A 14471-nucleotide genomic window follows, 5' to 3' on the forward strand; every position below is an offset into this window, starting at 1 on the left:
GCCGATGCCAGAATCCGCCGACCCGGCCCGCCGCCAGATCCTCCTCGTAAGCGTCACGCTGACGCTGCAGGCGCTCCTGCTGGTAGGTTTGCAGCAATTCCCGGGCTCGTTGGGCCTCCTCATTGTCGTGGACCCAGAATCCACCCATGCTGATACCCCAGCGACTGGGAGGCGTCTCGTAGTAGGACACGTTGTGCGTCTCGAACAGCTCGCGTATTTCGTCCGCCTCGTCGTCGGGGACGTGACGAAGGTTCATGAGGTGGTTGGTCATGGTAGGTCCGACACCGGTTTATGGGATACCCTTATCATCCTAGACCCTTATCCTAGCATTCCGCGGCGTGTCTCACCGCCCAGTTGATCAGGATACTCGATGCCAGACAGCGCCATTCGACGATTACTGGAGTTCGACAATCAGGTTCAGCGCGACCGCGACCAGAACCCGGTGTTCCTGCACCGGCGGGATCGCCGTTTTGCCCTGGACTGCCACAACCAGGGCGTCAGCCCGGGCCCGGATCGGTGGCTTGAACATGTCAGGCGCCTGTCCCGCCGTGGACCGACCGATGACCCGTTGAAATTCTGGCGAAGGTTGACCACAGGTTTTGCCCTGGCGGGGCTCGTTGCCGGAACGCTGGCCATGCTGGGGCTACTGTTCTACGACGGTGGCCAGCGAATCAATCTGACGGTGATCCTGGCCTTCGTGCTGCTCCAGTGCATCCTCGCTGTGGTTACCACTGTCCAGGCCTTTGCCGGCTGGCAGCCCTGGCGCTGGTTGCTGAGGAAGTTTGCGGTCGCACGCCCCTCGGGCGCCCTGCGAACACTGCAACCACTGTTAATGGCCCGTGCCGCCCATACCGGCGGACTGGCGTTTGGTGTCGCCGGACTGATAACCCTGCTGGTACTGGTGGTGATCCAGGATCTCGCCTTTGGCTGGAGCACCACCCTGAATACCAGCACCGACAGCTACTACCGCATGCTATCCGCCATCGCCACACCCTGGCAGCACCTGTGGCCTGCGGCGATGCCGGACCGCGAACTGGTGGATGCCACCCGGTTCTTCCGCAGCCAGTCTTCCATAACGACCGATCCGGCCCTCTGGGGGAGCTGGTGGCCGTTCGTGGCAATGGTCTGGATGATCTATGTCGTCCTGCCCCGGCTCGCTCTGCTGGTGGTGGCGATCGTTCATCCCCAAATGCGCGCGCGTAAGGCGCTCCGAGCCCATCATGGCTGGGTCGCCCTCCAGTACCGCATGGAGACACCCACCGTGGACACGGGCAATCGCCACAACGACTCCGCCGACCAACCGGATACGACAACGTCTGCGAAATTGCAGCCTATCCCCAGGGCCCAGGCTATTATTCGCTGGGCGGAAGCCGGCAGGCCAGCGCTGCCACAAACCATCATCGCAGGAGACCAGGAGCCCCTCGCCGCCGGCGGTAGCGCCTCGCTCGAGCACGACCATCACATCATCGAACTGGCAAACCAGCGACTGACCGGTGCTCTCACTCCAGCGGCCATTATCGTCACCCGCAGTTGGGAACCACCCACCGGCGAGCTTGCGGATTTTCTACAACAGGCTCGCGAAACATGGCCAAGGCAGACCACCATTGCGCTGGTACCGATGGCAGCTCAACCAGACCAGTCGCCACCGGACCATCAACTCAGCCAGTGGCTGCGGTTTGCGGAGCGTACGGAGGATGAGAGGATGGTGGTCAGCACGCCGATGACAACACCGCCGGATATCCTTATGCACCGCGCACTGCAGGACCAGGACGAATAATGAAAACCCCCGTGTTTGCCGTGGTCGGCCACCCCAACAAGGGCAAATCCAGCATTGTGGCCACGCTGTCCCAGAACGACGCCATTGCCATCGCGCTGGAGCCTGGAACCACCCGTAAACATCAGGCCTATCCGTTGGCTGTCGATGGCAAGACACTGTACACACTGGTGGACACGCCGGGGTTCCAACGCCCCCGGCGTGTACTGGAATGGCTTGAAGCCCACAGCGTGTCTGCCTCTGACCGGGCCGAAACCGTCGAGGCCTTTGTGGTCCAACACCGCCAGGACAACGGCTTTGTCGATGAATGCGAGCTCTTGCAACCGCTCATTGAAGGCGCGGGCATCATCTACGTGGTTGACGGTTCGGTTCCCTACAGCACCCAGCATGAAGCGGAGATGACCATCCTGCGCTGGACCGGCCGGCCGAGCCTCGCCTTGATCAACAGTATTGGTGAAGACGACTACAGCGACACCTGGGCCAGGGCGCTCGGCCAGTTTTTCCAGGTTGTCCGGACCTTTGATGCGGTTCGCGCGCCCTTCGAGCAACACCTCAGCCTGTTGCGAGCCTTTGGGCAACTTGAGCCGGACTGGGAGCAGCCCCTGGACAGCGCGACGGCGTTTCTCTCGGCGCAGAGACGGCAACGCCGCACCCAAGCGGCCACACTCATCGCCCGTAGCCTGGAAGACATGATGTCCTTCCGCGAAAAACGGACACTGACCACACTCCAGACCAGCGAAATCTCCGATCACGACCTGGCCGCACAGTTGCGCAAAAGCTGGTATGACAACCAGAGAAAACGAGAACAGCACCTTCGAATTGCCATTGAGAAGCTCTACGAGCATCACCGTGTACAACGACAGGAAGCGGAACTGGAATGGCACAGTGAACACGACCTGTTCAGCGAAGACAGCCACAAAGCCTGGGGAGTAAACCGCCGCTACCTGGCCACCGCAGGCTTCGGGGCCGGTGCCGTGAGCGGGGCCGGGGTGGATGCGTTGACCCTTGGCCATTCACTGGGCGCCGGAGCCCTGGTAGGCGGGCTGATCGGTGCCGCAGGCAGCTATTTTTACGGCGACCGCCTGGCACTGCCGGTGCTCAATACCGGTGTACTGAAAAATGGGCTCAGGACCGCCACCTTCGGGCCTGTACAAGACAGCCAATTCGGCTATGTTGTATTAGGAAGGGCCGTTAATCACTGGTGGCATATCAGCCACCGAAATCATGCCGGCCGGGAACTGCTGGATCTTGAACCTGCCGATGACCATTGGCTTGAGCAACTCGACCGCAGGCAACGCCGGACCATCCATCAGGCCTTTGAACGTTGCCGGAAAAAGCGCGCCCTGGATGACAAAATGAGGATAGCCTTTATAGCCGCCATCGAGCAGTCGCTGGACGCCTACGACGATTGGCGGTTGAACCGAACCTGACGGGGATGTTTATACTGTAAGGCTGCTCCATCACACAGCGAGGGATAAGTATGAAAATTGTACGAGTTCAGGACATCATCGGCACCGAGCGCGAAGTATCAGGGCCGGGCTGGACCAGCCGCCGCATGCTGTTGAAGAAAGACGGCATGGGCTTTTCATTCCACGAGACCATCATCCCTGCGGGCGCCGAGCTGAACCTCTGGTACAAGCATCACCTTGAAGCTGTATATTGTGTCGCCGGTAACGGCAGCATCTACGACAAGGCCACTGGCGAAACCCACGAGATTTCCGATGGCACGCTTTACGCGCTGGACAAGAACGACCCGCACACGCTGCGTGGTGGCACCGAAGACATGCGACTGATCTGTGCCTTCAACCCGCCCGTCACCGGCCGTGAAGTCCACGACGAAGACGGCGCTTACATCGCGGACACCGGCGACAACTAAGCCCGGCCCCAGTGGCTGACGTTTCAGGCACAACAACACCGCCACCGGCAGCCAAGCTGCTCCCGGTGGCGGTGTTGCTTTGGCTGTCCGGTGTTTACCTGCGCATACCGGTATTGGTTGCACCTCCCCTGGCGCCGTTCATCAGCGACGAGCTCAGCCTGTCCCAGGCACTGACCGGTGCGCTCACCACTCTTCCCATACTGATGCTGGCTGTCGGCTCCATGCCCGGTTCCCTGGCCATCGCACGGATGGGCCCACGCAATACCCTGGCGCTGGCCATGGTGATCATGGTCATCGGTTCCGCCGGTCGTGGTCTGTCACCCGATACCATCACGCTGATGCTGGCAAGTGCCGTTATGGGCCTGGGTGTGGCCATGATGCAGCCCTCCCTGCCGGCACTCCTGCCACGCTGGCTCGAACCCAGACATCTGGCCATCGGCTCTGCCATTTACATGAACGGCATGCTGATGGGCGAATTCATCGGCGCCGGCATCACTCTTCCAGTACTGATGCCATTGATGGACGACAGCTGGCGCGCCACCCTGCTGGCCTGGTCGCTGCCCGCGTTGCTGGTCGCTGCTGCTCTGTTCCTGCCCCGAAGAGAAATGGCCCGACCTGTAAAGAAACCGGCATGGTTACCTGATTGGAAAAACCCACTGACTCTGCGAATTGGCCTGCTGCTGGGCCTGTCAGGCTCCCTGTTCTTCGGCCTTAACGCCTACATGGGCAATATCCTGGAGCAACAAGGCAACTTCGACATGCTGGCGGACGCCTTGTTCTGGTATAACTTCGCCCAGGTGATCGCCTCCCTGGTCATGCTGAAAATGGCGAGATATTGGGTAGGCCTCAAAGGCCCCATCATGGTGATGGCAACCTGCAGCATCCTGGGCACAGTGGGAACGGTCGTCTTCACTGGCTGGTGGTCAATAGCCAGCGCAACGTTTATGAGCTTCACGGCCGGCATTCTGCTGATCCTGCTGGTGGCTTTACCCCCTGTACTGGTGGAATCAAGAGAAACGGGGCGACTCTCAGCAGGAAACTTCCTGGTTGGTTACACGGTGGCGTTTTCTGTTCCCATGATCGGCGGGTTACTGGCCGATTGGGGCAACGACGCCCGATACGCCATTATCTTTATCATCGCCTATTGCGCTCTGGTTCTTCCCCTGACTTTTACCCTGAACCTGAAACGACAAAAGGGCCAACCCGAAAGTTGACCCTCTGTCTGGTGCCATTGATCTATGCTTTGCCGGGCCGCGGGGTGGGGGTATTTTTTCCTTGGAAATGGAACTCGCTTCGCTCAGACACCCATTTCTGGCGGAAAATATACCCCCACCCCACGTCCTTACCGCTGGCTTAGATGTAATAGTCCTTTAACGGGGGGAAACCGTTAAACTCTATGGCACTGTACGTCGTGGTGTAGGCACCGGTGGACAGCCAGTACATGCGGTCGCCGATGGCCAGATTCAGCGGCAACGGATACTTGTGGTGTTCGTACATGATATCGGCGCTGTCGCAGGTTGGGCCTGCAATTACACAGTCCTCGCCTTCGCCGGATTTCTCTGTATAGATCGGGAACTTGATGGATTCATCAAGCGTTTCGATCAAGCCACCGAATTTACCAACATCGGTGAATACCCAACGGTGTAGGGCAGTACGCGATTTACGTGAAATCAGCACCACTTCACTTACCAGAACACCTGCGTTGGAAATCAGCGAGCGGCCCGGTTCGATAATAATCTCCGGCAAATCATCGCCAAAATCCTCATCCAGGAAACGCTTGATCTCTTCCGCGTAGGTTTTCAGGTCATTCGTACGGGTGATGTAGTTGGCCGGGAAGCCGCCGCCCATGTTGATCATCTTCAGTTCGATGCCGTCTTCTTCCTTCAGACGCTCGAAAATCACCTTCACCTTGCCCAGGGCGGCGTCCCACGCGCCGATTTCCCGTTGCTGGGAGCCCACGTGGAAGGACACGCCGTAAGGCACCAGACCCAGATCGCGGGCCAGGATCAGCAAGTCCATGGCCATGTCGGTCTGGCAGCCGAACTTGCGGGACAGCGGCCAGTCAGCGGTCAGGGTGCCTTCGGTCAGGATGCGAACATACACTTTCGAGCCCGGAGCCGCCTTGGCGATGTTGCGCAGGTCCGCTTCCGAATCCGTCGCGTACAGGCGAACACCTCGCTCGTAGAAGGTGCGGATATCCTTGGCCTTCTTGATGGTGTTGCCGTAACTGATGCGGTCGCCCGTCACACCCAGGCCCATGACCTTGTCGAGTTCGTACACCGACGCGATATCAAAGCTGGCGCCCTTGTCCCGCAACATCGTCAGAACCTGCGGGGCAGGGTTGGCCTTCACCGCATAGTAGACGTTGGCATAGGGAAAGCCTTCCACCAGTTCATCGTACTGGCGGTTGATGGTCGCGGTATCAATCACGACGCAGGGCGTGTCCTTGGTATCGGCAAATGCCTTGATACGGGCAAAGGTCTCGGCGTCGTAGTAGTCAGTGATGGTGGCGTTGGCGGACTCGGTCATGGATAGGGTTTCCCTCCAAAGGGCAAACGGGTGGTTCAAACAACATAGGCACCGATCCGGTACCCGTCAATCGCGCGATCATCGGTTCTTTTCCGGGGGCGGGATATGAGCATATCTACCCATAACCACCGTCTGGCCCGTCTGCCCTCAAGTCACACTGCGACTGGCCACAACGGCGCCGGCCCGGTGGGGCCGTTCGGGTCTTCGGGCTCGGCCTGGCGCTGCAGGTAATCCAGAATCGCAGTTTTCAGATCACTACCCTGACCGAGTCCCTGATTGCCGAATAGCCGATTGAACTCGAGCACATAGGGATACCCCTCCACCAGGGCAATATCAAACCCCGCGTGATCCACCTCCAGCTCCCGCGCAAGGCGCAGTGCCAGATCGGTTACCACGGAAGGCACTGGCCCCCGGTCGATGCGCCCACCCTGCGACACGTTATTGTAGAACCCCTGGTCCGCCTGGGTTCGCCAATAGGCGGATACCACTCTGTCCCCGACAATCACCACCCGCACATCCCGATCAATCGGCAGGTATTCCTGGGCATAAAGAACATGGGTCCGCTCGCAATAACGCTGCCAGTCGGCTTTGTTTTCGATTAACCACACACCTTCGCCCATGCTGGCTTTGGGCAGCTTGGCCACGAAGGGCACGACCATGGCATCCCACACCGCCTGCCGTTCCTCCGGACCGTTGGCTTCAATCAGTGTCCACGGAGTGTGTTCAGGTGCGACCGCCTGGAAAGCCCGGGTCATTTCCACCTTGTCGTGGCCGATGCGATAGCTGGCGACACTGGGGAAAACGCGGCATTTCAGCCCGTGTACGAGGGCATTCAGCTGCCAGTATTCCGGGAACAGTACCCAGTCTGCATCTTTAAGCAGTTCTTTGTGGGCCAGGAATTGTTCGGGCTTTAGGGTTTTGGTATTCGGGAAGCCGAGGGTGCGGAATATGTCGAAGGAGACCAGTTTCATTTGGGTTGGGTGCGTGGTTGGGTTGGTCGCATTTTATACAGGTTTGGTTTGGGTGCAATGTTTATTCTTTGCTTTGGCTTTGGGTTGGACTGGGGGTTTAGGGGAGGGGCATGGGGGTGTTTTATTTTTCAAATGAAAATGAACTCGCTTCGCTCAGACACCATTTTCTTTATTGAAAAATAAAACACCCCCATACCCTTAGTTAACGCCAGTTGTCGCGACGATTTACCAGGATTTTGCCTGGGTTGGCATGAAAATCTGATATTGTTTAGACAATGACTATCCAGAGGGGTCTGAAATCAAAGCGCCGCCAAACCCTCGCTTTCCGTAACGACATCACCCTTTGCCAATAGAGCGGGGAGGTGGGGGTATTTTTCCGCCAGGAATGGGTGTCTGAGCGCAGCGAGTTCCATTCCCAAGGAAAAATACCCCCACCTCCCCGATCCCCACAAAGGCCTCAGTCCTACCCAAAGCCAAAGGTAAAGAATCAACGAACAGGGCGCTTCTTAGTCCCCTGACTCGCATCTGCCGTCAGGGGATCTTCCGGCCAGGGGTGCTTGGGATACCGACCGCGCATGTCCTTGCGGACCTCCGGATAGGCGTTCTGCCAGAAGCTTGCCAGGTCGGCCGTGACAGCCAGAGGGCGCTGGGCTGGGGACAGCAGGTGGATCACCACCGGCACTTGGCCTCCGGCAACCGTAGGAGTTTTGGTCCAGCCGAACAGCGCCTGGAGCTTGGCCGCCAATACAGGGCCGTTTTCTGCGGTGTAATCCAGCGCCACGGACTGGCCGGTTGGGATCGTCAAGCGGGTGGGCGCCAGGTCTTCCAGTGCCTGTTGTTGCGGATACTCCAGCAGGCTGGCAAGAGCCTGGCTCAGGTTGAGTTTCTCCAGGTCACGCCAGTGGGTCATCCCTGCCAGGAACGGACCAAGCCAGGTTTCCAGGTTATCTGTCAGCCAGCGCTCGCTGACCGTTGGCCATTCTCCGGGAAAGTACTCTGCCAGCAGGGTGACCCGGGCAAGCCACTGCTCCGCCGCCGGCGTCCATGGCAGGCTCCCAAGGCCCTTCTTGCGCACGGCGGCGAGCAGCCCCTGCTGCACCAGTTCCGGTGACGGGGCCGGCAAGGCTGTTTCCTCCAGCTCCAACTGCCCCAGTTTTCGGACGCGACGGGCCACCACGGTTCCGCGTCGCTCGTCCCAGACCGCCTCCTCGTATTCTTCAATGTGGCCGGACAGGTCCTGTTCCAGCACCGCTGGGGTAACCGGTGCAGCAAGATAAATCGTGGCCTCCCTGGCCTTGCCGTCCAGTTCAGCTGCAACCAGCCACTCATAGCGAGCCAGCCGGTCGTCGCTGCGAAGGGCTGCGCCGCGGCCGTTGCTGAGCTGGTATCGCGGTGCTTCGCCCCGCCGTTTACGGGCAATCCGGTCCGGGTAGGCCTGTGCGAGCACGCGTCCCACCTCATCCTCGGAGGGCATCGCCTGTGGTCGTTCAAGCCCTGCCGCCAGGCGGGACACCGACTTGGTGATCGATATCACCCTGGCGGTATCCACACCCTGTCGCGGGCCAGAACCCCGCAGCATCCTGACCCGTTCCTGCATATCCGCCCCGGCTGATCGGCCCGCCAGATCCCGTTCTTCCAGCAGCGCCGCCAACTCGGCCGCGAGATAGCCATGGCCAATGTCCCGTCCGCGTAGAATCATGTGCGCCAGCCGTGGATGAACGCCCATGTCCCGCGCCGCCTTGCCATGTTCGGTAATGGCGCTGTCGGCATCCAGCATATCCAGCCACTGCAACAACGCCACAGCCTGCTGCCAGTGCGCAGCAGGGGGCGGGTCAATCCAGTCCAGCTGATCCGGCGACCGCGCGCCCCATTGCGCCAGTTCCAGCACCAGGGGTGCCAGGTCCGCTTCCTGTATTTCCGGCGGGGTGAACTCGGCCAGACCAAACTGGGCGGACTCGCTCCACAGCCGGTAACAGGCGCCAGGCTCAATACGCCCGGCCCGTCCCTTGCGCTGCTCCGCAGACGCTTTTGACACCCAGCCCGTCACCAGCCGTGTCATACCGCTGTTGGCATCAAACACCGCCCGGCGTTGTTGACCGCTGTCGATGACGACGCGCACGCCTTCAATGGTGAGACTGGATTCGGCAATAGCCGTGGCCAGAACCACTTTGCGGTAACCTTCGGGCGCCGGCGCGATGGCCCGATCCTGCTCCTCGCTTTTCAGGTTGCCGTACAACGGCGCCACGATCACATCATTGCCTGTCTGGTTCTGAAGCTGACGCTCAACCCGACGAATCTCGCCCGCACCGGGAAGAAACACCAGCAACGACCCACTCTGATCCGCCAGTGCCTCATGAATAACGGACACCACCTGTTCTTCTACCCGGCCATTGCGCGGAATCGGACGATAAGCCACCTCCACAGGGAACGCCCGGCCTTCACTGCTCAGCACCGGCACATCACCCAACAACCGGGCGATGGGTGCGGTATCCAGCGTGGCGGACATCACGATGACCCGCAGGTCCTCCCGCAAGGCCTGGCGGGATTCCCTCACCAACGCCAGCCCAAGATCAGCCTGCAGTGACCGTTCGTGAAACTCATCGAAAATCACAACGGCGTAGTCTTCCAGTGCCGGGTCGTTCTGGATCAGCCGTGTGAGAATACCTTCGGTGACCACTTCTATCACCGTGGCAGACGTCACCTGCGTATCAAGCCGTGTGCGATAACCAACGGTCTGGCCCGGCTTCTCCCCCATCTGCCCGGCCATGTACCTTGCCGCGGACCGGGCTGCCAAACGTCTCGGCTCCAACATCAGGATCTTGCGACCCTCACGCCAGGGAGCATCCATCAGAGCCAGTGGCACCCTGGTGGTTTTACCGGCGCCCGGTGGTGCCTGTAGCAGGATGGTTGTTTGGGACTCCAGGGTGTTCAGGAGGTCCGGGATGATGTTGTTGATTGGGAGCATTTGTTTTTGGCTGTGTTCAGGACTGGTTGGGTTGGGGGAGGGGCGTGGGTGTGTTTTATTTTTCAAATGAAAATGAACTCGCTTTGCTCGGACACCATTTTCTTTATTGAAAAATAAAACACACCCACACCCTTAGGTAACTCGTCGATTTCTCAAAAGCGTACTATGGGCCTGCTCCGGTTTGCACGAGACAGCGATGCTCATACCTCCTCAGACGCGATAACTGTGCGTTACATAAGAGTGGGGTGGTGGGATATTTTATCCGCCAGGAATGGGTGTCTGAGCACAGCGAGTTCCATTCCCAAGGAAAAATATCCCACCACCCCGCTCATGCACCCTAACGATCAGTCCTGCCAGGACATCCAGGCAAAGGCACAAAAAACGCAAACACTGCTCCAAGAGCCAACGCCACCACCCCGATGCCAAAGGCTGTGGTCAGGGTGCCGCCGGCTTCCAGCCATTGCTTGGTGAGCCACGGGCCGGCCATCTGGGTGAAGCCGTAGACCGACACCATTGCCGCTGACAGTCGCGGCCCCTGGTGCGGATGCAGGGCCCGGCCGATGCGTTGGGTGAGCATCACCGTACCCACGAACGTGCTGCCCACCAGGGCGGCACAAACCGCCAGGCCCAAGGCACCAGGCAAGATCACTGCTGCCAGGACGCCAGCAAGCTGTACCACGAAATTCATGCGCAATGCAGGGAGATCGCCGATTTTTGCACCAAGATAGTTCCATATCGAGGGTGACAGGATCGTCGCCACAGCCGCCAGGAACCAGGCGCCATCCAGCAGCCAGTGGTCGGCCGGTAACTGGTCCTTGGCCAGCAATGGCAAGAACGTCATCGGCAGTATGTAACCGAGACCAGCCCCAGCGTAGGAGAGAAACAGGGGCACACTTGCCCGGTCAAACAGGGGCGATTTTCCCGGCGGGGTTTCGCCGTCGCTTTGCGCCCTCACCGGTACGTCCAGTCGGAGTAACCGCGCCGTGGCCCACCAGGCCAGGGGGATGGAAAGCACGACGGCAGGCCACCAGCGTTCAGTCCCCTCAAGCCAGTGGGCGCTGGAGCTGACCAGGCCACTTGATACCAAAAGGCCCAGGCCTACACCAATGTAGAGATGCCCACTGAGCGTAGCGCGGTTGCGCAGCACCAGCCATTCCAGGATCAACGCCGGAGCCTGGACAAAGACAACGCCGTTGGCGATGCCGTTAAACAGGCGGGCGACGGACATGGCCCCAAGGTGGTCAGTCTGTGTCATCGCAAGGGTGGTCAACAGGTGAACCGCGAGGGACGCTGGCAGCAGCATGCGAATGTGGCTGATGGTGTGCCAGCGGATGGCCAGCAAGGCGCCAAGCAGGTAGCCAAGGTAGTTCCAGGTGGCCACCGCAGCACCCTGCCCGGCAGTGATCTGGCCATCGTCCACCAGATACGGCAATAGCGGCGTGTAGATGAAACGGCCCAGGCCGTGGGTGACCAGCAACAGAATGGCACCCGCTACCACGACCAGATAAAGATCCCGCGGCGGTGTGCAGGAAGGGTGGGAATTTGGCATCACAGAACCCCTGGGGAAAGCCGGTAGGCAGTCTAAGTCAGTGGGAGCAGGAAGTCAGCCGAGTCAAAGCGAGGAGCGCAGGGTCATGACTGGGACGCTCGCGGATGATTTTCCCGAGCCCACTCGTAGATCTCACGATAGGCCTCAACCAGGTCTTCCGGCTTGTGGGGAGGCTGAAGCACGGCGGTCATTTCGCCGTCCGGGTTGATCAGTGTGAAATGCCCGCTGTGTTCCACCAACCGTTCGCCATCCACCTGACGTTGGGAGAAAACCGCGTTCATGCTTCTGGCAAGCTCTCTCAGTGTCTCAATGTCGCCAGTCAGGCCGTGAAAGTCGTCGCCGAAAAAGCCCACATAGTCTTTCAGTCTCTGGGGCGTATCGTGTTCCGGGTCGGCGGAAATCAACAGGAACTCCGGCTGCGGTAGCTCCTCCGGTAGCATTTTGTCGGTTTTGCGCAGGGTCGCCATGGCAGCGGGGCAGATGTCCGGGCAATTGGTATAACCAACGAAAGCAAACGTCCATTTGCCCTTCAGGCTGTCCCGGGTGACCGTTTCGCCCTGTTCGTTAAGCAGCTCGAACTCTGCAAGTTTACGACTGTTTTCGTACACGTAGGCGTTGATACTGCTGAGTTCCGGCGGGGGTGAAGGCTGGTCATTTCCGACCAGAAACACCTGCCGTCCAACCACCAGCCCGAAGATCAGCACGACAACCAACAGCAGCAGGATCAGCGTCAGGCGAATCGAACGGTCCATGAAATCTCCGGTAAATCAGCATTCAGAAAAACACAAAGTGGTCGACCAGCAGCACCACAAACAGGGCCATCAGATAGGTGATGGAATATTTGAAGGTGTTGAGCGCAACACGACGGTCATCACCTCTGAGCAACCGTACGGCATACTGCAGGAAACGCAGGCCGAGGGCCAGTGCACCCACCAGATAGATAACGCCAGACATACCGGTGACAAACGGCAGCAGGCTGACAGCAAGCAGCATCAGGGTGTACAGGAGTATATGTAACTCTGTGTACTTGTTGCCATGGGTGACTGGCAGCATGGGAATACCGGCCTTGGCGTATTCTTCCTTGCGATGGATGGCCAGTGCCCAGAAATGCGGTGGCGTCCAGGCGAAGATGATCAGCACCAGCAACAGGGCGTGGCCTTCCACCTGCCCGGTCACCGCGGTCCAGCCCAGCAAAGGCGGCATCGCGCCGGCCAGGCCACCGATAACGATGTTCTGCGGGGTCATACGCTTGAGAAACAGGGTGTAGACGCCCGCATACCCCACCAGTGATGCCAGGGTCAGCCAGGCTGTCAGCGCATTCACCTGCCACACCAGGATGACCATGCCGGCAACCGCCAGCACGGTTGCGAACAGCAGTGCGTCCAGCGGCGAGATTTTCCCGGTGGCGACGGGCCGTTTGCGGGTACGGGCCATGACCGTGTCGATTTTCTGATCCACCACGTGATTGACCACGGCTGCCGCGCCCGCCAGCAGGGCGATGCCCAGGTTACCGTAGAGCATAACCTCCCAACCCGGCACGCCCGGTGTGGCCAGTAGCATGCCTATGACTGAGGTGAGGATCATCATCGCCACCACAGTGGGCTTGGTCAGCTCCAGAAAATCCCGCCAGGAAATGCCCGCGGCAGCGGACTCGTTGGTCGTTCCCTGCGCCGGCAGTGCCTTTACGTGCTCGCTCATGCCGTCACCTCTCGCTCGATTGTTGTTGTAGGTTCTGTTTTCGCTGCCTCTGGCAGGGCCTGTTGATGAAATCGCCAGAGCAGATTGATCACTGCCAGCAAAAGCCCTGCGCCCATCGCGTTGTGCGCCACCGCCACTGACAGGGGTATATGAAACACAATGTTGGCCAGGCCCAGCGCAATCTGCGCAACCAGGGCCACGGCCACCAGCTGCACATGCCACGCCAGTGGTGTTCGCTTTGTCCTGCGCCACAGTAATGCCAGAAAAACCGTGAAGTACGCAAGCACTATCATCGCTCCCAGCCGGTGACTGACATGGATGGCGACACGACCGTCAGCCGTTAGCTGCCCGCCCAGGTAATTCGGCCCCACATGCTGGGTGACATCGAACCCATGCTGGAAGTCCATCTCAGCCGGCCACCATTCGCCCTGGCAGGTGGGCAGGTCAGTACAGGCCACAGCAGCGTAGTTGGCCGCTGTCCAGGCCCCCAGGGCAATTTGCATAACAACCAGCGCCAGACCACCGTATAGCCACGGCCGGAAACGGCGCAACCCGGGGGGCCGGCCTGCGCCGGGTGATTCCCCTTCAGGTTGCGGTCTACGGCGTAGGCGAAGCGTGAGCAGTGTCAGCAGGCTCAGGGTGGTAAAGCCCCCTAACAGGTGCAGGGCAACCACCTGCGGCCAGAGCTTCAGGGTCACTGTCCACATGCCGAAGGCGCCCTGGAGCAGAATGAAGGCAGCAATAAACAGTGGCAACCGAAGCGGCACGCCGTCACGACGATGACGGAACGCGTAGGCCGCCAGGCCAAACACCACCAGCCCCAGCGTGCCGGCGGCGTATCGGTGGATCATTTCAGGCCAGCCTTTTTCCACGTCGACGGGCGTGTCGGGAAAGCGCGCATTGGCGATGGCCATCCGCGACTCATCATGGGGCACCGTCAGAAACCCGTAACAACCGGGCCAGTCCGGACAGCCAAGGCCCGCGTCCACCAATCGGGTCCAGGCCCCAAGCATGATGACGACCACCGCTAGCAGGGTGGCCAGTAGCGACCAGCGCGCCATGAGGTGGGCCGGGCGGGAAAGACGGGGTTGGGTGGTGTTCAACGGGGC

Annotated in this window: 12 protein-coding genes; 4 read left to right on the plus strand and 8 right to left on the minus strand. The window is 59.9% G+C overall.

Annotation, left to right across the window (positions count from 1 at the left end; genetic code table 11):
* A partial coding sequence (locus B3M52_RS18335; RefSeq protein ID WP_286750015.1) for a DUF6164 family protein occupies positions 1 to 271 on the minus strand: 271 nt, incomplete at its 3' end.
* A 99-nt stretch (positions 272 to 370) separates the two neighbouring features.
* Here B3M52_RS18335 and B3M52_RS18340 point away from each other — a divergent pair.
* From B3M52_RS18340 to B3M52_RS18355, 4 genes are read left to right on the plus strand one after another with little or no spacing between them, the layout of a single operon-like run.
* On the plus strand, positions 371 to 1777 hold the full coding sequence (locus B3M52_RS18340; RefSeq protein ID WP_075196370.1) for a DUF2868 domain-containing protein: 1407 nt from the start codon (positions 371 to 373) through the stop codon (positions 1775 to 1777).
* A complete protein-coding gene (locus B3M52_RS18345) occupies positions 1774 to 3204 on the plus strand; it encodes a GTPase/DUF3482 domain-containing protein (protein ID WP_143743875.1) in 1431 nt (476 codons plus the stop codon). Before B3M52_RS18340 ends, B3M52_RS18345 begins: the two co-directional genes overlap by 4 nt.
* Before the next feature lie 50 nt (positions 3205 to 3254).
* Entirely contained in the window at positions 3255 to 3650 is a 396-nt protein-coding gene (locus tag B3M52_RS18350) for an ectoine synthase (RefSeq protein ID WP_075196372.1), read from the plus strand.
* A gap of 11 nt (positions 3651 to 3661) precedes the next feature.
* Positions 3662 to 4864, plus strand: coding sequence for a CynX/NimT family MFS transporter (locus B3M52_RS18355; protein ID WP_075196373.1), 1203 nt, complete (start codon positions 3662 to 3664; stop codon positions 4862 to 4864).
* 139 nt (positions 4865 to 5003) lie between these two features.
* On the opposite strand, the gene B3M52_RS18360 is transcribed toward B3M52_RS18355, so the two are convergent.
* From B3M52_RS18360 to B3M52_RS18390, 7 genes are all read right to left on the minus strand, one after another.
* A complete protein-coding gene (locus B3M52_RS18360; RefSeq protein WP_075196374.1) occupies positions 5004 to 6179 on the minus strand; it encodes a type III PLP-dependent enzyme in 1176 nt (391 codons plus the stop codon).
* 152 nt (positions 6180 to 6331) lie between these two features.
* Entirely contained in the window at positions 6332 to 7150 is an 819-nt protein-coding gene (locus tag B3M52_RS18365; RefSeq protein WP_075196375.1) for an ATP-grasp domain-containing protein, read from the minus strand.
* A gap of 487 nt (positions 7151 to 7637) precedes the next feature.
* Positions 7638 to 10115, minus strand: a complete 2478-nt coding sequence (gene hrpB / locus B3M52_RS18370) for an ATP-dependent helicase HrpB (RefSeq protein ID WP_075196376.1) — start codon at positions 10113 to 10115, stop codon at positions 7638 to 7640.
* 337 nt (positions 10116 to 10452) lie between these two features.
* The gene (locus tag B3M52_RS18375) at positions 10453 to 11664 is read right to left on the minus strand and encodes a YbfB/YjiJ family MFS transporter (RefSeq protein ID WP_075196377.1); all 1212 of its coding nucleotides are present in this window, start codon (positions 11662 to 11664) and stop codon (positions 10453 to 10455) included.
* A gap of 83 nt (positions 11665 to 11747) precedes the next feature.
* Positions 11748 to 12416 (minus strand): SCO family protein, encoded by a 669-nt coding sequence (locus tag B3M52_RS18380; RefSeq protein ID WP_075196378.1) that lies wholly within the window; start codon positions 12414 to 12416, stop codon positions 11748 to 11750.
* Positions 12417 to 12438: 22 nt separating this feature from the next.
* Positions 12439 to 13362, minus strand: coding sequence for a heme o synthase (gene cyoE / locus B3M52_RS18385; protein WP_036207795.1), 924 nt, complete (start codon positions 13360 to 13362; stop codon positions 12439 to 12441).
* Positions 13359 to 14465 (minus strand): COX15/CtaA family protein, encoded by a 1107-nt coding sequence (locus B3M52_RS18390; RefSeq protein ID WP_369810871.1) that lies wholly within the window; start codon positions 14463 to 14465, stop codon positions 13359 to 13361. The genes cyoE and B3M52_RS18390 overlap by 4 nt, the downstream gene beginning before the upstream one ends.
* Positions 14466 to 14471: the final 6 nt, after the last annotated feature.

The sequence above is a fragment of the Marinobacter sp. UBA2688 genome, from assembly GCF_002352785.1.
Lineage (GTDB): Bacteria > Pseudomonadota > Gammaproteobacteria > Pseudomonadales > Oleiphilaceae > Marinobacter > Marinobacter salarius.

Coding starts and splice junctions, on each gene's coding strand:
- B3M52_RS18375 (WP_075196377.1), bottom strand. CDS start 11,664: ATGCCAAATTCCCACCCTTCCTGCACACCGCCGCGGGATCTTTATCTG.
- B3M52_RS18340 (WP_075196370.1), top strand. CDS start 371: ATGCCAGACAGCGCCATTCGACGATTACTGGAGTTCGACAATCAGGTT.
- hrpB (WP_075196376.1), bottom strand. CDS start 10,115: ATGCTCCCAATCAACAACATCATCCCGGACCTCCTGAACACCCTGGAG.
- B3M52_RS18360 (WP_075196374.1), bottom strand. CDS start 6,179: ATGACCGAGTCCGCCAACGCCACCATCACTGACTACTACGACGCCGAG.
- B3M52_RS18365 (WP_075196375.1), bottom strand. CDS start 7,150: ATGAAACTGGTCTCCTTCGACATATTCCGCACCCTCGGCTTCCCGAAT.
- cyoE (WP_036207795.1), bottom strand. CDS start 13,362: ATGAGCGAGCACGTAAAGGCACTGCCGGCGCAGGGAACGACCAACGAG.
- B3M52_RS18350 (WP_075196372.1), top strand. CDS start 3,255: ATGAAAATTGTACGAGTTCAGGACATCATCGGCACCGAGCGCGAAGTA.
- B3M52_RS18380 (WP_075196378.1), bottom strand. CDS start 12,416: ATGGACCGTTCGATTCGCCTGACGCTGATCCTGCTGCTGTTGGTTGTC.